Below are 19,516 nucleotides of genomic sequence, written 5' to 3' on the forward strand. Positions count from 1 at the left end.
CTATTGCACAGTCGCGCCTGATCAGAGCCGGACGATCCCGGCAGAACGATGGTTTTTCGCAGCGGGTGGACCCCGTTTCAGGGAGCAAGGCATGGGTGGGCATAACCCGCATTACCAGATCATTGGGCAAATGTTCCAAAAGGACTATCGCTGGCTGTGCGCTGCCGTCGGCCGCACGCTGGGTTGCCCGCACGGCGCGCAGGACATCGCATCGGAAACGTTTCTGCGGGTTCTGGCGCTGCCGGATCCAACGGCCATCCGTGAGCCGCGCGCACTGTTGACCACCATTGCCCGGCGCTTGGTCTATGAAGGCTGGCGTCGTCAGGATCTCGAACGTGCCTATCTGGAAAGCCTGGCGCTGGCGCCGCAACCGGTGCATCCATCGCCAGAAGAGCGCGCGCTGGTGATCGAGGCGTTGCTGGCGGTGGATCGCCTGCTTAACGGTCTGTCGGCCAAAGCCAAAGCGGCGTTTCTCTATCACCAGCTCGACGGTTTGACTTACAGCGAGATCGGCCAGCGCCTCGGCGTGTCGACCAGTCGCGTGCAGCAATACATGGTTGAAGCGTTCAAGCGTTGCTACCAGGCGATGCAGGCATGAGGCCCGACGAAACGCTGGTCGATGAGGCGGCGCAATGGATGGCGTTGTTGCAGTCGGGCGACGTCAGCCTCGGCGAGCGGGCGGCGTTCGATGCCTGGCGCGCGGCCGATCCACGGCATCAGCAGATCATCGAGCAAATGGGCGGCGGTTTGAATCTGCTGCGCAATCCGAGCCTGAGTGGATTGCCACGCAACAGCCTGCTGCACAGCCTGAATGCGCCGTCGAGTCGTCGACGTTTTATCAGCGGCAGTTTGAGCGTGCTCGCTGTTGCCGTGTTGGCCGGTTTGCTCGGGCGGCGTTATGGCTGGCTGCCCGAAGCGGGTGAACTGTCGACCGGCACCGGAGAGCGCCGTGATTTCACTCTGCAGGATGGCAGCGCGTTGACCCTCAATGCGCGCAGCCGGGTGGTGCCTTTGTTCGACAGCACTCAGCGCTTGCTGGCACTGCGCAGTGGTGAGTTGCTGGTCGACGTCGCCAAGGATCCGTCGCGACCGTTTGTGGTCGAGACCGAACACGGTCGCATGCGCGCGTTGGGGACGAAGTTTCTGGTGCAGCAGGGCGACGATTCCACGCGTTTGGTGATGCTCCATTCGCAGGTCGAAGTGCTCACGGCGGGTGGCGCGCGGCAGGTGGTCGGGGCGGGTGAGAGTTTGATTTTCAACGCCGCTGGCGTGCTGTCCATGGAGCGCAGCAGAGGCCACGAAGGCGCCTGGACGCAAGGACGGCTGGAGGTACGCGACCGTCCGCTGAGTGAAGTCATCGACAGCCTGCGTCGCTATCGGCGGGGCATTTTGCATGTCAGTCCGGAGGTCGCCGATCTGCGCCTGAGCGGTCTCTATCCGCTGGATGACAGTGACCGCACGCTGCAATTGCTCGAGCGTTCGCTGCCGATCCGCGTGACTTGGCACAACCCCTATTGGGTCTCCATCGCCCCCCGCACCAACCCCCTGTAGGAGCCGCCGAAGGCTGCGATCTTTTGATGTTGTTTTTTAAGATCAAAAGATCGCAGCCTGCGGCAGCTCCTACAGGTTGCTGCGGTCTTTTTATGTTGTTTTTGAGGATCAAAAGATCGCAGCCTGCGGCAGCTTCTACGGGAAGCAAGGATCGAGATTTGCGGCAGCGCGGTGCGTTCTATTCGGTTATAGGGATATGACTTCTTGGCCTAAATGCCGGCCTATAAAAAGCGCCGGCCCGCTGCTCATTCCCTGCAGATGCCTTCAACAGGGAAGCCCCTCGATGTTCTCATTCAAACAACAATTACCTCGACTGACCCTCGCCGCTGCACTGGCCATGGGCATTGCGCCGTTGCCAGCGCTGGCGCAGGAAGCCGCTGCGGCGGTATTCACGTTCGACATTGCCAGCGGCCCGCTCGACGAAGTGCTGCTGGATATCTCGCGGCAGGCCGGCGTGCCGATTTCCTTCAGTCAGGACCTCGTGCAAGGCAAGCGCAGCGCGGCCGTGCGAGGTGCTTTGGGCGGCCGGCAAGCGGTAGAAAAGGCCTTGCTCGGCAGCGGCCTGCAAGTCGAGCAAAGCAATCAGGGTTTGAGCATTCGTGAAGCTGACGCTGACGCTGCCGCACCAGTGCCAGCCAAAGTCACTGTGGTGGCGCCCGTCACCAATGCCGATTACCGCATGGAAAAAGTCACCGTCACCGGCTCGCGCATCGCCCGTGCACAGAGCGACGGCGCGACGCCGGTCAACGTCATCACCCATGAAGAAATGGAAGCGCGCGGCTACAAGAACGTCTACGACGCCTTGGCCACCCAGACGCAAAACACCGGCATGACCCAAGGCGAAGACTACGGCAACACCTGGCAACCGGCCGCCAGCGCGCTGAACCTGCGCGGCCTCGGCCCCAACCATACGCTGGTGCTGATCAACGGCCGGCGTGTGGCGGATTACCCCACGCCGTACGACGGCAAGGTCAATTTCACCAACCTGGCGAACATTCCTTCAGCGGTGATCGAACGCATCGAAATTCTCAGCAGCGGCGCCTCGGCGATCTACGGTTCGGATGCCATCGCCGGGGTGGTCAACATCATCCTCAAAGACAAGATCAACGGTGTCGACGTCAACCTCAAGGGCGGCACCAGCGAGCGCGGTGGCGGCGATAACCAGCGCTTGCAGATCAGCGGCGGCGGCAGTTGGGGGGATTTCGACGGGTTGTTCGGACTCGAACTGACCAACCGTGACCCGATCTGGGCCGATGACCGTGGCTTCATGCAAAGCGGCCCGTTGGCGGATGTCGGCTACCGCCGCGATCTGAGCAACAGTCGCTATCTCGGCCCGGGTTGCGGTGCCTATCAGGGCACCTTCGGCAACAAGTTGTTCAACAGTGGCGGGCGTTGCCGCACCGATCAGATGTACAACGATTACTGGACCGTGCAGACCCAGAAGGAAAACTACGACGGCTACACGCGGGGCACCTGGCATTTCAGCGACAGCGGCCAGGTCTTCGCCGACTTGATGTACGGCCTCGACCACATCCAGAACAACACCCGTGGCCCGACCTTCACCTCGCCGGACTTCATCAACCAGAACAGCGGCAACCTGGAGCGCTGGTATCGTCGATTCGGCGAAGAAGAAATTGGCGGGCGCACCAGCAATAACAGCAAGTGGCGCGACACGTCGTGGACCGGCACCCTCGGCCTCTCCGACAAGATCGCCGACACCGGCTGGAGTTACGACCTGGCGGCCAATCGCTCGGAATATCGCAGCGTCAGAACCACCCGTTACACGCCGATTTCATCAATCCAGGATTTTTACCTCGGCCCGCAGTTGGGCGTGAGCGGCGGTTATCCGGTGTTCGCCCCGGATGCATCGCGTCTTGACCGGCCACTGACGCCGCAGGAATGGCAGCAGTTTCGCGGCAACCTGACCCAGAGCAGCAAGTCGGTGTCGACCAGCTACAACGCCTCGGTCAATGGCGATCTGCTTGATCTGCCGGCCGGCCCGGTAGGGTTCGCCGGTGTGCTCGAGGCGGGCAAGCAGGAATACCGCGTCGACCCGGATGACGGCCTCAACGACGGCAGTTTCTACGGCGTTAGCCCGGCGCAAAGCTCCGGTGGCTCGCGCAAGCGTTATGCGGCGGGCGGCGAGTTCAGCATTCCGGTCACCGACACCGTGCTGGCCACGGCGGCGGGGCGTTGGGATCAGTACAAGTTCAGCGGTCGCACCGAGCAACAGAAAACCTACAACCTCGGTCTGGAGTGGCGTCCGGTGACCAGCCTGTTGCTGCGCGGCAGTTACGGCACCAGTTTCCGCGCGCCGGACCTCAACTACATCTATCAATCCGACAGCAACGGTTACTACCCGGCGCAGATCGACTACTACGGTTGCAGCCAGGGCGTGGAGGGCGCCTGTGATCGCGGGCGGGTCGATTACACCCAGAGCGGCACTGCGAATCTGGAGTCTGAACGGGGTAAATCCTGGACGTACGGGTTTGTCTGGTCGCCGTCGCGCAACTTCGATTTTTCTACTGATTTCTGGCGTGTCGAGATCGACGACTTGCTGACCACCGTCGACGAAAACCGTTTGTTGCAAGAAGAAAACGAATGTCGCAATGGCACCCAGGACATCAACTCGGCCAATTGCCAATCGACCTTGGCACGCATCGATCGCAACGCCGGCAATGCGGCCATCGATCCTAACCAGTTACAGCGCGTGCGAGTGAACGCCATCAATGCCGCCAGCGAACGTGTCAGTGGCCTGGACTTCAAGAGCAACATCCGCTGGGGCGCCGGGCAATACGGCGCCTTCAGTTCGGCGCTGGGTTACACCCTGGTGCTGTCGCATTACTACAAGGAGTCGGACGAAGCGCCGACCCAGGATTGGCGTACCTCGCGCACCAACTACGACTGGCGCAGCAAGGTCAACGCCAGCCTGACCTGGGATTATCAGAAAGCCACGGCGACGCTGATGGGCATTCGCTACGGTTCGGTCACCAATGGCGCGGGGGACGGGCGTTTGTCGCCCTGGACGGTGTTCAACGCCAGCGCACGTTACAAACTCAATGATCGGGCGAGTGTCGGGCTGACCGTGAACAACCTGCTCAATCAGGTTAAACACGATGATTCGGCAGGCTGGCCGTACTACCCGACCGGCAACTATGACCCGTACGGGCGGCAGTGGTGGCTGGATGTGAGCTATCACTTCGGCGGCTGATTGCGCGATTTTTTCTCGATGGCGTCCTACGAAAAACGGCGTTTTTTGCGGCAAGCAGGGAATTTTTCCGACGACTTTTTCAGGTTGGTCGTCGGACGCGGGATCTATAGCATCGGTCGTGACATTGAAGTCGCTGAGCGGTTTGAGCGCTCGGAGCCCAGACAAAGGATGGATTATGCGTACCCAACACATCGAGCATGAAACGCCTACTTATTCCCCTCGCCATCTTTGGCGCGACGATCGCGCCAGATGCCCCATTGAGGATGCCGTGATGCCCGTAACGAAAGCGCCCAGGCTTACGGGGCTGAAGAAGGTCGAGGGCAAACCTGTCGAGCTGCTCGTGCATGGCCAGAACATGGGTGACGATGCGATGCTGATCGTTCAGCTGACGAACGATGGTTTTGAGCTGAGTGACGTCGTCAACATGCTTTCAACCTCGCAAATGTACCTGCAAGGTGACATGGTCAAACGGATCACCGGCAAGTCTGTCAGAATCGTGCGCCGGCTTATGAAGCAAGGTGATCCGGTTCGGCTTGATCCCCGGCAGAGCGTCATCGCCTATCAATATGCGTTGGTACTTGAGCTGGCCATTCGTGCATTTGCGGGACTGTCCCGGGCCGAGGAGTGGATGCAGAAGCCGAGCCCTTATCTGAACGGTCACGTGCCATTGGAATTGACCCTTCATCCACTGGGTTTTCAGATGGTCGAGCAATACCTGAATCAGATCTTGTATGGCGGCTACCCATGAATCCTTTGCCTTGGGACGAGCAATGGTACGCCTGGCGGCTGGACCGGGAGGCATACGGAGGTACGTGGGACAGCGGGGTTGGTTCAAAGCTGAAGGGTGGTCGATGGAATGCGCCCGGTCGGCGAGTCGTTTACGCGTCGGTCGATCCGTCTTCGGCCATTCTCGAGGTGGCAGCCAATCGCAGTTTTGATGCGCTGGACAGCGAGCCGCATGTACTCACGTGCTTTGAGGTCATCAGTGATGCAAGGGTCAGAATCGTACAGCCAGAAGAAGTGCCGAATCCTTACTGGTTGAACCCCTCACGACCGTCACCCAATCAACAGCTGTTTGTCGACGCATTATTGGCCGAGCATCCATTTGTGCTGATCCCCTCGGTGGCAACCCGTCATTCGTGGAATCTGCTGGTGAGCTGCGAACTGGCAGAGGGGCAGTTCAAGATGGTCTCTCAGGAGCGATTTGGCCTGGATACCCGGCTGTTGAAGGAGATGGCATCGACCTGATGTGTGAGCATTGTTTTTTTGCATAACCTCATCACCCAACGGTCTAACCCGCGCTCTATAAATCCCTCTGCGTCGTCGCACATCCCTGCATAAACCAAAACGCAGGGATGGCTGTTCATGATTCAGTTTTCACCCGTTAAATCGCCTTTGAGCCTGGCCTTGCTGCTGGCTATCAACACGTTGCCGGCGATCGCCGCTGATAGCTCGGCAAATGAACCCGTTACCCAACTGCAACGGGTGGAAGTCACCGGCACGGCAATCCGCCGCGTCGATGCCGAAACCGCAGTGCCGGTGACCATCCTGCGTGTCGAAGAACTGCGTGAGCAGGGCGTTTCCACCACTGAAGAGCTGGTCAGTCGCATTTCCGCCAACCAGTCCTCAGTCGGCTCGGGCCGTTCGGTGGGCTCGAGCAGCGGCGGGGCGTCTTATGCGGACTTGCGCGGGATTGGCCCGAACAAGACGCTGGTGCTGCTCAATGGGCGTCGCCTGAGCAACAACGCCACCAACGCAATCAATGGCTCCGGGGTAGACCTCAACACAATTCCGTTCGCTGCCATCGACCGGGTTGAAGTATTGCGCGATGGTGCTTCGGCGCTGTACGGCACCGATGCCATCGGCGGCGTGATCAACTTCATCACCAAGACCAGCCTCACCGAAGGGCAGATCAGCAGCAACTACGACACGCCAACGCATTCCGGCGGTGGTGAAAGCCGCAATTTCAGCGGCAGCTGGGGTTTTGGTGATTTGCAGAATGACCGCTTCAACGTTTTCGGCGTGGTCAGCTACGACAAACAACAACGCCTGGCGGCGGATGATCGTGGCTACACCTACAACTATCAGCCCGGTCGTGGTCTTGATTACACCTCGGGTACAGCCTCGCCGGCGAACTGGAGTCAGGGGCGCAACGCGACGAATCCGCTGGCGGGGTCTGGTTGCAACGCCCCGGGCTTGCTCTCGCGCAACGGCATCTGCCGCCAGAGCCTGTGGAATTATCTCGATCTGGTGCCGGAAACCGAAAAGACCTCGGCCTTCGCCAAAGCCACCGGCAAGCTTTCGGATGACCACAACGTCAGTCTCGAGTATTTCTGGGCGCGCAACGAGAACCGCACACAGATCGGCCCCGGCACGTTGATGGGCAATCAGGTCAATCCGGGCTCCGCGTTCTACCCGGGCAACGGCATTACTCCTGGCCCGAGTGGCTTTGCGCTTGACCCGACGCAGCCAGTGGATGTGAACTGGCGTGAAAGCGCTGTCGGCGTACGGCAGCATGAGGACGACAACACCGGTCAGCGCTTACTCCTGAGCTTCGACGGCACGCTCGTCGGCTGGGACTACAACCTCGGTGCCTCGTACAACCAGAACAAAGTGATCAATAGTATTGAAGCCGGCTACGTCAACGACCATGCGGTCAGCGCCGGCATTGCCAACGGTGTGATCAACCCTTTTGGCCCGCAGACAGCAGCAGGTTCGGCGCTGTTGGCAGCCAACGCGGTGGACGGCGATTACGCCACGGCGGTAGGGCGGGTGAAGGCCATCGACGGGCGTATCAGTCGCGAGATCGGTGACTGGTTCGGTGCCGGGCCTTCGGCATTGGCGTTGGGCGGCGAATACCGCAAGGAAGACTTCCATCAGGACTTCGCGCAGTTTGCCGGCGATGTGCAAAGCCTTGGCGTCGACCCCAACGGTAGCGTTGCCGGGGATCGCAGCGTCTCGGCCGAATACGCCGAGGTCAACGTGCCGGTACTCGATAGCCTCGAACTGTCTGCGGCGGTGCGTCACGACAAATACAGCGATTTTGGCAGCACCACCAACCCGAAATATTCGTTCCGCTTTCAGCCGTTCAAGGAACTGGTGGTGCGTGGCGCTTACAGCGAAGGTTTCCGCGCGCCGTCGCTGTATGAACTGTACAACCCGAATTTCACCAGTTTCACCAATGCCAACTACAACGACCCGCGTCTGTGCCCCGGCGGCAATCCGAGCAACGGCGGCATCGCCAACCGTGACTGTGCGCAACAGTTCAACCGCAGCACCGGGGGCAACACCGAGCTGAGCCCGGAAACGGCGCGCAACGTCACCGTCGGGTTTGTCTATCAGCCGTTCGACCGCCTGACCACCAGTCTGGATTTCTGGTGGATCGACATTGCCAACCAGATCGCCGAGTTCCCCGAGTCGGCGGTTTTCGAGAACCCGGAGCTGTACCCGGATCGCTTGGTCCGCAAGCCTGACGGTTCCATTGATCATGTCGTCACCGGTCTGGCCAACCTCGGCAAGATCAAGACCAACGGGGTCGATGTCAGCTTCGACTATCGCTTGCCGAGCACGCCGTACGGCAATTTCGGCATCGGTCTGCAAGGCACTTACGTCACGCGTTATGACTACCAGCAACAGCTCAAGGGCGACTACATCGACAAGCTCGGCGACTTCCGTGGCGGCGACTTCGCTTCGGCGGGCGCAGTGGCGCGCTGGCGTCACAGCCTGACGGGTAGCTGGAACTACGGCCCGTTCGGCGCAAGCCTGACCAACCGCTACACCAGCGGTTATCACGACTCGGATCGCGAGGCGCACGACTACGTCGGTTCCTACAACGTCTGGGACCTGGCCGGCACCTACACCTGGCGCAAGACCCTCAGCGTGACCCTCGGCGCGAAAAACCTGTTCGACCGTGAGCCGCCATTCAGCAACCAGACCTACACGTTCCAGAGCGGTTACGACCCGAAATACGGCGATCCGTTCGGGCGGACGCTGTACACCCGGGTCGCCTACAAATTCTGAATGACCCCCTGTAGGAGCTGCCGCAGGCTGCGATCTGTTGATCTTGAAAAAGCAAAAGATCGCAGCCTGCGGCAGCGCCTGCAGGGGCACGGCTAGCCTGCTGAAAAATTTCTGGTGACTGATCGGACGCCTTCGCGGCCCAGTAACAGCACCACGTAAAAAGGATCTGCCAAATGTTCGCCAGACACCCCATTCTGAGCCTTTGTCTGCTGTTCAGCCCAATGGCATGGGCGGCGCCGCAACCGTTCCTGACGGTTTACGGCGAAAGCCCAAAATACGCCGCTGACTTCCAGCACCTCGCCTATGCCAACCCCGACGCACCCAAGGGCGGCAGCCTGCGCCGCTCCTCACTGGAAAGCGGCCCGTTCGATCACCTGATTCCCTACACCGACAAAGGCACCGGCGTTGCCGACATTGACGGTTGGCTTTACGCGCCGTTGGCCTATCGCAGCAAGGACGAGCCTTACAGCGTCTACGGTCTGGTCGCGCAGCAGATGGAGCTTGATCCCGATCGCCGCTGGTTGCGTTTCTACCTGAACCCCAACGCACGTTTCGACGACGGCACGCCGATCACCGCTGAAGACGTGCGTTACACCTTCGAATTGTTCACCAGCCAAGGCAGCCTCAAGTACCGCCAGCAGTTTCGCGATGTCGCTGAAGTGCTCGTCGAGTCGCCGACGCAAGTGCGCTTCAACTTCAAGAACAATGACAGCCGCACCTTGCCCCTGGATCTGGCGACATTACCGGTGCTGCCCGAACATTGGTGGCGCAGCCGCAACTTCGCGGAGGGTGCAGGTTTCGAGATTCCGCCAGGCAGCGGCCCCTATCGAGTCAGCGCCGTGGATGCCGGGCGCAGCGTCAAATTTCAACGGGTGCAGGACTGGTGGGCCAAGGATCTGCCGATCACCCGTGGGCTGTACAATTTCGATCAGTTGAGTGTGGAGTTCTTCGCCGATACCGACGTTTCGCGTCAGGTGCTGAAGGCTGGCGGCTTCGATTACAACCGCGAATTCTCGGCCACCAGTTACACCATCGGCTATGCCGGCGCGGCGCTGGAGCAAGGCAAACTGCTGCGTGAGCATCTGGCGCCGGGGGCGGCGCAAGGTGCACAGGGTTTTGTCTTCAATTTGCAGAAAGCGCAATTTCAGGATCGCCGCGTGCGCCAGGCGATCGCCATGCTCTGGGATTTCGAATGGAGCAACCGGCAGATGATGCGCAGCATGTACCTGCGCCAGCGCAGCTACTTCTCTCACAGCGCCTTGTCGGCCACCGAGTTGCCCGACGCCGAGGAACTGAAAATCCTTGAACCGTTGCGCGGACAAATACCGGACGAGGTGTTCACGCAAGTGTTTCAGGCGCCGAAAACCGACGGCAGCGGCAACGTTCGCGCCGAACAATTACAGGCGCTGAAGTTACTGGAAGCGGCGGGTTGGACGCCGCGCGGCGATCAATTGGTCAATGCTGCCGGTGAACCGCTGCACTTCACCTTCCTCAACGGCCAGAAGGGTTTCGAACGGCTGCTGTTGCCGTTCAAGCGCAACCTTGCGCAGATCGGCATCGGCTTCGATATCCGCCAGGTCGACACCGCGCAATACACCAACCGCGTACGTAACCGCGACTACGACATGATCGTCGCCGGTTACCCGGTGAGTCAGGCGCCGGGGCGCGAGATGTTCAATTATTTCGGTGCTGACGGCGCCGCTGATCCCGGTTCGAACAACTACATGGTCTTGCGGGATCCGGCGGTCGACGCGCTGCTCGAAGGACTGGCGCAAGCCGACAGTCGCGAGAGCCTGCTGCGTCACGCGCGTGCTCTGGATCGGGTGTTGCAGTGGGGTTATTACTGGGTTCCCAACTATTACCCGCCGGGTATTTCCACGGTCTGGTGGAACCGGTTCGGCCGCCCGCAAACTGCGCCGCTGTATGACGCCGGTCTCGACACTTGGTGGGAAATCAGCCCCAGCGCATTGACCCACGCGCAGATGCAGCAACAGCCAAAGGAGTACGCCCATGTGGGGTTATAGCCTGCGGCGTCTGCTGCTGATCGTGCCAACCCTGCTCGCCATTTTGCTGGTCAACTTCGTCATCGTCCAGGCTGCACCCGGAGGCCCGGTGGAGCAGGCCATCGCGCGTTTGCAGGGCATCGGCGTCGGTGCGGCAGTGGGCGCCAGCCATGTCGAAACGATGGGTGGCGAATCCCGAGCGACGCGCGGGCTGGACCCGAAACTGGTGGCGGACATCGAGCGTCAGTACGGCTTCGACAAACCTGCCAGCGAACGCCTGTGGCTGATGCTCAAGAGCTATGCGCAACTGGATTTCGGCCAGAGTTTCTTTCGCGGCGCCAGCGTCACCGAACTGATCTGGCAAAAACTCCCGGTGACCTTGTCGCTGGGATTGTGGGCGACGCTGATCACTTATCTGGTGTCGATTCCGCTGGGCATTCGTAAAGCCTTGCACAACGGCTCGGCGTTCGATGTCTGGAGCAGCGCGGCAATCATCATCGGCTATGCGATGCCGGGCTTTCTGTTCGCGCTGTTGCTGATTGTGGTGTTTGCCGGCGGCACTGCGCTGGACTGGTTTCCGGTGCGCGGGCTGATCTCGGAAAACTTCGCCGAACTGTCGCTGTGGGGCAAGGTCGCCGACTATTTCTGGCACCTGGTGCTACCGGTGACGGCGTTGGTGATCGGCGGTTTCGCCACGCTGACGATCCTCACCAAGAACAGTTTTCTCAATGAGATTTCACGGCTGTACGTGGTGACAGCGCGCGCCAAAGGCCTGAGCGAAAGGCAGGTGCTGTACGGCCATGTGTTTCGCAACGCCATGTTGCTGGTGGTCGCCGGGTTACCGCAGGCGTTGGTGACAGTGTTTTTTGGCGGCTCGCTGCTGATCGAAGTGATCTTCTCCCTCGATGGCCTCGGTCGCCTCAGCTATGAAGCGGCGGTGTCACGCGATTACCCGGTGGTATTCGGCTCACTGTTCATCTTCACCTTGTTCGGCCTCTTGATAAAACTGCTCGGCGACCTCTGTTACACGCTGGTCGACCCGCGTATCGACTTCACCGTGAGGGCTGCCTGATGCTGACGTTATCTCCAATCGGCCAGCGCCGTTGGGCGCGTTTCATAGACCATCGGCGTGGCTGGTGGTCGCTGTGGCTGTTCCTCGCACTGTTCGGCCTGAGCCTCGGCGGCGAGTTGATCGCCAATGACAAACCGTTGCTGGTCACGTATCAGGGCGAATGGTTCTTCCCGGCGTTCAAGCGCTACACCGAAGAGGATTTCGGCGGAGAACTGCCGTTCCAGCCGGATTACCGCAGTGCACAAGTACGCGATCTGATCGAGAGGCGGGGCGGGCGCTTGTGGTTCGCGCCGATTCCGTTCGCGTTCGATACGGTGAATTACGACCTGACGGAACCGGCGCCGAGTCCACCGACCGGCGAAAACTGGCTGGGCACCGATGATCAGGCGCGGGATGTCCTGGCGCGGGTGATTTTCGGCGCGCGGGTGTCGCTGCTGTTCGCGTTGGCGCTGACTGCGGTGAGCGCGTTGATCGGTATTGCTGCCGGGGCTTTGCAAGGCTATTACGGCGGCTGGATCGACCTGCTCGGTCAGCGTTTGCTGGAGGTCTGGTCGGGGCTGCCGGTTCTGTATCTGCTGATCATTTTGTCCGGGTTCGTCGAACCGAACTTCTGGTGGCTGCTGGGGATCATGGCGTTGTTTTCCTGGCTGAGTCTGGTCGACGTGGTGCGTGCCGAGTTTTTGCGCAGTCGTGGCCTGGAGTACGTGAAAGCTGCGCGCGCCCTGGGCGTTGGCGATGCACAGGTGATCGTCCGGCACATTCTGCCTAACGCCATGAGTGCGACCCTGACGTATCTGCCGTTCATTCTGACCGGCGCAATTGCGACCCTGTCCGCGCTGGATTTTCTCGGTTTCGGCATGCCCGCCGGCAGTGCTTCGCTGGGCGAACTGATCGGCCAGGGCAAGAACAACCTGCAAGCACCCTGGTTGGGGCTGACCGCGTTTTTCGTCCTGGCGTTGATCCTTTCCCTGCTGGTATTCATCGGCGAAGCCTGCCGCGATGCGTTTGATCCGAGGACTTGATATGCATGAACATCTGATCGAAATACGCGACTTGCGGGTAGCGTTCAATGGCCAGCCCGTGGTGCGCGGCATCGACCTCGACATTCGCCCCGGTGAGTGCCTTGCGCTGGTCGGTGAGTCGGGCTCCGGCAAATCTGTGACGGCGCACAGCATCTTGCAGCTGCTCGACCCGAACATCAGTCAAATCGACGGCAGCATCCGTTATGCCGGCGAAGAACTGCTTGGCGTGCACCCGCGCTATCTGCGGCAACTGCGCGGCAACCGCATTGCGATGATTTTTCAGGAGCCGATGAGCTCTCTGAATCCCTTGCACACGATCGAGCGGCAACTGGGCGAAAGCCTTGTTTTGCACAAAGGGCTGGCGGGTGCGGCGGCGCGCAAACGTATTGTCGAACTACTGGAGCTGGTCGGCATTCAACGTCCGCGTGAGCGGCTCAAGGCCTATCCGCACCAACTTTCAGGTGGCCAGCGGCAACGGGTGATGATTGCCATGGCGCTGGCCTGCGAGCCGCAATTGTTGATCGCTGACGAACCGACCACTGCACTGGACGTCACCGTACAACGCAAGATTCTGCTGCTGCTCAAGGAACTACAGGAGCGCCTGGGCATGGCGTTGCTGATCATCAGCCATGACCTGAATCTGGTGCGCAACATCGCCCAGCGCGTGGCAGTGATGCGCGCCGGGTTGATCGTTGAACAGGCGTCCTGCGAGCAATTGTTCAGTGCGCCGCAACATCCTTACAGCATCGAACTGCTCAATGCCGAGCCGGGTGGGGAGGCGTTGTGTCGCGATGCTGCGGAGGATTTGCTGGAGGTGCGCGATCTCAAGGTGCACTTTCGCCTGAGCGGTGGCTGGTTGCGAGCCAAGTCGTATCTGAAAGCCGTCAACGGCATTGATCTGAACCTGCAGCGTGGCAAGACCCTCGGCATCGTCGGTGAGTCCGGCTCCGGCAAGTCCACGCTGGGGCAGGCGATCCTGCGTTTGATCGATGCCGAGGGCTGCATTCGCTTTCAGGGCGAGGCACTCGAGCAACTGAGCGGCAGGCAGCTACGACCTTTGCGCAAACGTCTGCAAGTGGTGTTTCAGGATCCGTTTGGCAGCCTCAGCCCGCGCCTGTGCGTGGAGCAGATCATCGCCGAGGGCTTGCAGGTGCACAGCGATCTCAATGCTCGCGAGCGCGAGCAGGCAGTGATCGATGTGTTGCGCGAAGTGGGCCTCGACCCGGCAACGCGGCATCGCTATCCACATGAATTTTCCGGTGGCCAGCGCCAACGTATCGCGATTGCCCGGGCGCTGATCCTCAAGCCGGATCTGATCTTGCTGGATGAGCCGACGTCGGCGCTGGATCGCACGGTGCAGAAACAGATTGTCACGCTGCTACGGCGCTTGCAGGCGGAGCATGGCCTCACGTATCTGTTCATCAGCCATGATCTGGCGGTCGTGCGCGCGCTGGCGCATGACTTGATCGTGATGAAGGATGGCGAAGTGCTGGAGCGTGGGGCAACGGCCGAGTTGTTCCATTCGGCGCAACATCCGTATACCCGCGAATTACTCGCAGCGTCCTTCAGTGGTTGATCCTGTAGAGCTGCAGCACGCTGCGATCTTTTGATCCTGATATTTGAAAACAGGATCAAAAGATCGCAGCGTGCCGCAGCTCCTACATGGGCTGAAACGCAAAATCCCGCCACAGGGGCGGGATTTTTTGTGTCACTGAACAGCGCTGTTACGCAGGGAACAGCTCGGACAGTTTCATCGACAACATCATGTCGCCTTCAACGCGCAGCTTGCCGCCCATGAAAGCCTGCATGCCGTCGGTTTCGCCGCTGACGATACCTTTCAGGGTTTCGCTATCCAGCACCAGCGTGCAGTTGGCGTCCGGGTTTTCGCCTTCCTGGATGTCGCAAGTGCCGTCTTTGACGATCAGCGAGTACTGCTTGTCTTCGTCGGTGATGTTGAAACCGAAGACCAGATCCAGACCGGCAGCAGCGGCTGGGTTGAACTTGGCTTGCATTGCTTTTACGGCATCAGCTACGGAGGTCATGGTTCGATCCTTTCTTGGGTAATAGGAGCTGAGTGATTACAGCAAGGGTCACAGTTATCCGGACTCAGCGAAAAGTGATGAGTTCCGGAGCCTTCAGCAGCTGCAGGTGTGCATGACTGTTGAAGGAAGCCAGAGCCACCTCGCGACCGCGAAACTTCAGCTGGTTGAGCGAGGTGTTGACGATTTGCCAATTCAATTCAAAAGCCTGTTTGGCAGGCATTTGGGTAATCAGGTGGAGCAGGGCGGTGATAGTGCCGCCGGAAGTAAACACGGCGATTTTCTGCTTATCGCCGGCCTGTTCAAGAATTCGCTGCAGCCCGGCCTGGACGCGTTCGACGAAGCCCAGCCAGCTTTCAAGGCTCGGCGTGTCGTAGGTGCCGGCCAGCCAGCGCTCGATGATCAGGGCAAAAATACGCTGGAACTCGGCACGGTTTTGCGCGGCATTGCGCAGGACGTCGAGGGCTTCCGGTTCGTCTTCCAGCATGGCCGGGAGCAACGCGCAGATCACCGCGTCGGCGTCGAATTCGTTGAATGCGGAATCGGTTTCGAGAATCGGAACCGGCAGGCCCTTGGCAGTGAATTGCTCCATTGCGCTGGTGGCGGTGTGCTGCTGGCGACGCAGGTCACCTGCAAGGCAGCGATCGAAGCGGATGCCCAGTTCAGCGAGGTGCTGACCGAGTACTTCTGCCTGGCGCACACCGGTCGGCGACAGGACGTCATAGTCGTCTGCACCAAAGGAGGCCTGGCCATGTCGAATCAAATAGATGCTGCCCACGTCCGCGTCATCCCGGTACGTTGAAGGTTTGGCGAGGTTATGAGGATGCCGCCGAGCTGTCAATGAAAAAACATACGCTTGTTTGAAATGCCCGTTACAGGGGTGTTGCCAGAGGTTTCACGGCTGGCCGACGAGCCGGCGCATGGGTATGCTGGACTTATCCCGAGCGTGTGTTTTGCACCCGCGCATTGTTTTAAGGAGTCGCTGTGGAGTTTTTCACCGAGTACGCCAGTTTTCTGGCCAAGACCGTCACCCTGGTGATCGCCATTCTGGTGGTGCTCGCCAGTTTTGCCGCATTGCGCAGTAAAGGCCGGCGCAAGTCGGCGGGGCAGTTGCAGGTCAGCAAGCTCAATGATTTCTACAAAGGCCTGCGTGAGCGACTGGAGCAGACCTTGCTCGACAAGGACCAGCTCAAGGCTTTACGCAAAGGCCAGGCGAAAACCGAAAAGAGCGAGAAAAAGCAGAAGAACAAACCCGAGGTCAAATCGCGGGTGTTTGTGCTGGATTTCGACGGTGACATCAAGGCCTCGGCTACCGAGAGCCTGCGTCACGAAATCACTGCACTGCTGACCCTCGCCACCCCGAAAGACGAAGTCGTGCTGCGTCTCGAAAGCGGCGGCGGTATGGTCCACAGCTATGGCCTGGCGTCATCGCAACTGGCGCGGATCCGTGAAGCCGGCGTGCCGTTGACGGTCTGCATCGACAAGGTCGCGGCCAGCGGCGGCTACATGATGGCCTGCATCGGTGAGAAGATCATCAGTGCGCCGTTTGCGATTCTCGGCTCGATCGGCGTCGTTGCGCAGTTGCCCAACGTCAACCGCCTGCTGAAAAAACACGACATCGATTTTGAGGTGCTGACCGCCGGTGAATACAAGCGCACCCTGACCGTATTTGGCGAAAACACCGAGAAAGGTCGCGAGAAGTTCCAGGAAGACCTGGACATCACCCATCAACTGTTCAAGAACTTCGTCGCGCGTTACCGGCCACAACTGGCGATCGATGACGTCGCTACCGGTGAAGTCTGGCTCGGTGTCGCGGCGCTCGACAAGCAACTGGTGGACGAGCTCAAGACCAGTGACGAGTACCTCGCAGACCGGGCGAAGAAAGCCGAGGTCTATCACTTGCACTATGCCGAGCGCAAAAGCCTGCAGGAGCGCATCGGCATGGCCGCCAGCGGTTCTGTCGACCGCGTGCTGCTGAGCTGGTGGAGCCGTTTGACCCAGCAACGTTTCTGGTAAACCGCAAGCATAAAAAAACGCCGGTCAAATGACCGGCGTTTTTTTGTATCGCGTAAACCTGCGGGCTTAGCGGCGACGGAACAGCGGCAGCGGTTCGTCAGTGGCAGCCTGATAGGTCACCGAGAAATCCTTCAGACCTTCCAGGGCTTCGTACGGGTCTTTATCCGGGCGCACGGCAAAGGCGTCAAAACCGCAGCGATGCATGTAGAACAGCTGATCGCGCAGCACATCGCCAATCGCCCGCAGCTCGCCTTTGAAACCATAACGGTCGCGCAGCAGACGAGCATTGGAGTAGTTGCGGCCGTCGGTGAACGCCGGGAAATTCAGCGCGATCACCTGAAACTCAGCCACGTCTTCACCGATTTCTTCGGCTTCTTCGTCGGCGTCCAGCCAGATACCCAGGCCACCGTCGCGAGCCTTGAGCATGCGGCTGTGTTCGCGCCACAACTGCAGTGGAACGATCAAGTCGTCACAGTTGCTGATCTCGTCGATGTTGAAATCCTTTGGCAGCAAGTGCCAGGTTTCGTCGACAACCGCGTTGTTCTTAATGATTCGCTGCATAGACGCGTTCCTTGAAGAGGTCGATGCCAATACGCTGATAAGTGTCGATGAAGCGCTCGTCTTCGGTACGTTGTTCAACGTACACGTCGATCAGCTTCGAGATCACGTCAGGCATGACTTCCTGGGCGAAGGACGGGCCGAGGATCTTGCCTAGGCTGGCGTCACGGCTGGCACTGCCGCCGAGGGAAACCTGGTAGAACTCTTCGCCTTTCTTGTCCACCCCGAGGATGCCGATGTGGCCGACGTGGTGGTGGCCGCAAGCGTTCATGCAACCGGAGATGTTCAGGTCGAGTTCGCCGATGTCGAACAGGTAGTCGAGATCGTCGAAACGGCGCTGGATCGATTCGGCGATCGGAATCGACTTGGCGTTGGCCAGCGAGCAGAAATCTCCGCCAGGGCAGCAGATGATGTCGGTCAGCAGACCGATGTTCGGCGTGGCGAAACCACCTTCACGCAACTCGCCCCACAAGGTGAACAGTTGGCTTTGCTCGACGTCGGCCAGAATGATGTTCTGCTCGTGGGATGTGCGCAGTTGACCGAAGCTGTAGCGGTCGGCCAGATCGGCAACGGCATCCAGCTGCTTGTCGGTGATATCGCCCGGAGCAACGCCGGTCGGTTTCAGCGACAGAGTCACGGCAACATACCCCGGCTTCTTGTGTGCCAGGGTGTTGCGGGTGCGCCAGCGAGCGAAACCCGGGTGCTCTTTGTCCAGATCGGCCAGTTGCACGGTCTGGTTGTCCAGCGCCTTGTAGTCCGGATCGACGAAATGCTTGGCCACACGCTGCAGTTCGGCCTCGGTCAGTGTGGTCTGGCCACCGCGCAGGTGCTCCATTTCCGCATCGACTTTCTGCGCAAACACTTCTGGCGTGAGTGCCTTGACGAGGATCTTGATCCGCGCCTTGTATTTGTTGTCGCGACGACCGTAGCGGTTGTAGACCCGCAGGATGGCGTCGAGGTAGCTCAACAGGTCCTGCCATGGCAGGAACTCATTGATGAACGCACCCACCACCGGCGTACGACCGAGACCGCCGCCGACCAGCACGCGGAAACCCAGTTCGCCAGCGGCGTTGTGCACCGGCTCGAGGCCGATGTCGTGGACTTCGATAGCGGCACGGTCAGCGGTCGAACCGTTGACGGCGATCTTGAATTTGCGCGGCAGGTAGGCGAATTCCGGGTGGAACGTCGTCCACTGACGGACGATTTCGCACCATGGGCGCGGATCGATCACTTCGTCGGCGGCAACACCGGCGAACTGGTCAGTGGTGACGTTGCGCAGGCAGTTGCCGCTGGTCTGGATCGCGTGCATCTGCACGGTCGCCAATTCAGCCAGAATGTCCGGGATGTCTTCCACCGCCGGCCAGTTGAACTGCACGTTCTGCCGCGTACTGATGTGGGCGTAGCCCTTGTCGTAGTCGCGGGCAATCTTGGCCATCATGCGCATCTGACGCGAAGTCAGCTGGCCGTAAGGCACCGCCACACGCAACATCGGCGCAAAGCGCTGGATGTAGAGGCCATTTTGCAGGCGCAGGGGGCGGAATTCTTCTTCGCTCAGCTCACCTGCCAGATAGCGTCGGGTCTGATCACGGAACTGCTTGACGCGGTCCTCGATGATCCGCTGATCGTACTCGTCATATACGTACATATAAGTCCTGTTCTCAGGCTTGGGCCATTCGGATTAGCACTGCGTTTTCGCTTGCCGGAGTCCGATTGTGCCTCTGCAATTCTGCGCGCACGGCCGCGCACTCCCTAGAGGAGCCGGGGCAATATACCCGTTTGCAGTTATGCGCAAAAGTGATGTTTGAGTATATGTAAAGAACCAAATCGCCTAACGAGAATGGCTGTCAACTAACCCACATTTGTCGTGCGGACAATCATCGTCTTAACTGTGGTCGAGTCTTTCTGCAATCACCGATAAAACCGATAAGAGGCGATGCAATGAGCAATCCGACCAAGGCAAGAAAAAGCGATAGCAGTGTCGATGCATGGGCCATTTTGTTCCTGATCATTCTGGTTGTAGGAAC

Annotated in this window: 15 protein-coding genes; 11 read left to right on the forward strand and 4 right to left on the reverse strand. The window is 59.7% G+C overall.

The window, feature by feature from the left end:
* Positions 1 to 91 precede the first annotated feature (91 nt).
* The 10 genes from ACIPZE_RS00765 to ACIPZE_RS00810 all read left to right on the forward strand — a co-directional run bounded on the left by ACIPZE_RS00765 (position 92) and on the right by ACIPZE_RS00810 (position 14,455).
* Positions 92 to 598, forward strand: coding sequence for a sigma-70 family RNA polymerase sigma factor (locus ACIPZE_RS00765; RefSeq protein ID WP_129394164.1), 507 nt, complete (start codon positions 92 to 94; stop codon positions 596 to 598).
* Positions 595 to 1,551 carry a FecR domain-containing protein gene (locus tag ACIPZE_RS00770; protein WP_400770582.1) on the forward strand — a complete coding sequence of 319 codons (957 nt, stop codon included), beginning with the start codon at positions 595 to 597 and terminating at the stop codon, positions 1,549 to 1,551. The genes ACIPZE_RS00765 and ACIPZE_RS00770 overlap by 4 nt, the downstream gene beginning before the upstream one ends.
* Before the next feature lie 283 nt (positions 1,552 to 1,834).
* Positions 1,835 to 4,762 (forward strand): TonB-dependent receptor domain-containing protein, encoded by a 2,928-nt coding sequence (locus ACIPZE_RS00775; RefSeq protein ID WP_400770584.1) that lies wholly within the window; start codon positions 1,835 to 1,837, stop codon positions 4,760 to 4,762.
* A gap of 271 nt (positions 4,763 to 5,033) precedes the next feature.
* The gene (locus tag ACIPZE_RS00780; RefSeq protein ID WP_400771024.1) at positions 5,034 to 5,510 is read left to right on the forward strand and encodes an antitoxin Xre/MbcA/ParS toxin-binding domain-containing protein; all 477 of its coding nucleotides are present in this window, start codon (positions 5,034 to 5,036) and stop codon (positions 5,508 to 5,510) included.
* Positions 5,507 to 6,010 carry an RES family NAD+ phosphorylase gene (locus tag ACIPZE_RS00785; RefSeq protein WP_283436325.1) on the forward strand — a complete coding sequence of 168 codons (504 nt, stop codon included), beginning with the start codon at positions 5,507 to 5,509 and terminating at the stop codon, positions 6,008 to 6,010. The genes ACIPZE_RS00780 and ACIPZE_RS00785 overlap by 4 nt, the downstream gene beginning before the upstream one ends.
* Positions 6,011 to 6,127: 117 nt before the next feature.
* Complete coding sequence (locus tag ACIPZE_RS00790) at positions 6,128 to 8,782, forward strand: TonB-dependent receptor (RefSeq protein WP_400770586.1); 2,655 nt, start codon at positions 6,128 to 6,130, stop codon at positions 8,780 to 8,782.
* A 173-nt stretch (positions 8,783 to 8,955) separates the two neighbouring features.
* Positions 8,956 to 10,806: an extracellular solute-binding protein gene (locus tag ACIPZE_RS00795; protein ID WP_400770588.1), complete on the forward strand. Its 1,851-nt coding sequence runs from the start codon at positions 8,956 to 8,958 to the stop codon at positions 10,804 to 10,806.
* Positions 10,793 to 11,857: a microcin C ABC transporter permease YejB gene (locus ACIPZE_RS00800; protein WP_283436328.1), complete on the forward strand. Its 1,065-nt coding sequence runs from the start codon at positions 10,793 to 10,795 to the stop codon at positions 11,855 to 11,857. The genes ACIPZE_RS00795 and ACIPZE_RS00800 overlap by 14 nt, the downstream gene beginning before the upstream one ends.
* Positions 11,857 to 12,879, forward strand: coding sequence for an ABC transporter permease (locus tag ACIPZE_RS00805; RefSeq protein WP_400770591.1), 1,023 nt, complete (start codon positions 11,857 to 11,859; stop codon positions 12,877 to 12,879). The genes ACIPZE_RS00800 and ACIPZE_RS00805 overlap by 1 nt, the downstream gene beginning before the upstream one ends.
* A gap of 1 nt (position 12,880) precedes the next feature.
* Entirely contained in the window at positions 12,881 to 14,455 is a 1,575-nt protein-coding gene (locus ACIPZE_RS00810) for an ABC transporter ATP-binding protein (protein ID WP_400770593.1), read from the forward strand.
* Positions 14,456 to 14,603: 148 nt separating this feature from the next.
* On the opposite strand, the gene ACIPZE_RS00815 is transcribed toward ACIPZE_RS00810, so the two are convergent.
* Together ACIPZE_RS00815 and ACIPZE_RS00820 are read right to left on the reverse strand one after the other, a co-directional pair.
* Entirely contained in the window at positions 14,604 to 14,921 is a 318-nt protein-coding gene (locus ACIPZE_RS00815; RefSeq protein WP_053120860.1) for an SCP2 sterol-binding domain-containing protein, read from the reverse strand.
* A gap of 64 nt (positions 14,922 to 14,985) precedes the next feature.
* Positions 14,986 to 15,696, reverse strand: coding sequence for a histidine phosphatase family protein (locus ACIPZE_RS00820; protein ID WP_400770595.1), 711 nt, complete (start codon positions 15,694 to 15,696; stop codon positions 14,986 to 14,988).
* 206 nt (positions 15,697 to 15,902) lie between these two features.
* Between ACIPZE_RS00820 and sohB the strand changes: the two genes are divergently transcribed.
* The gene (gene sohB / locus ACIPZE_RS00825) at positions 15,903 to 16,934 is read left to right on the forward strand and encodes a protease SohB (protein WP_129394154.1); all 1,032 of its coding nucleotides are present in this window, start codon (positions 15,903 to 15,905) and stop codon (positions 16,932 to 16,934) included.
* A gap of 66 nt (positions 16,935 to 17,000) precedes the next feature.
* On the opposite strand, the gene ACIPZE_RS00830 is transcribed toward sohB, so the two are convergent.
* Together ACIPZE_RS00830 and ACIPZE_RS00835 are read right to left on the reverse strand one after the other, a co-directional pair.
* The gene (locus ACIPZE_RS00830) at positions 17,001 to 17,495 is read right to left on the reverse strand and encodes a DUF934 domain-containing protein (RefSeq protein ID WP_129394153.1); all 495 of its coding nucleotides are present in this window, start codon (positions 17,493 to 17,495) and stop codon (positions 17,001 to 17,003) included.
* Positions 17,479 to 19,137 carry a nitrite/sulfite reductase gene (locus ACIPZE_RS00835; protein WP_129394152.1) on the reverse strand — a complete coding sequence of 553 codons (1,659 nt, stop codon included), beginning with the start codon at positions 19,135 to 19,137 and terminating at the stop codon, positions 17,479 to 17,481. Before ACIPZE_RS00835 ends, ACIPZE_RS00830 begins: the two co-directional genes overlap by 17 nt.
* Positions 19,138 to 19,516: the final 379 nt, after the last annotated feature.

Origin of the sequence: Pseudomonas sp. NPDC089741, assembly GCF_044748825.1 — a bacterium.
GTDB lineage: Bacteria > Pseudomonadota > Gammaproteobacteria > Pseudomonadales > Pseudomonadaceae > Aquipseudomonas > Aquipseudomonas helmanticensis.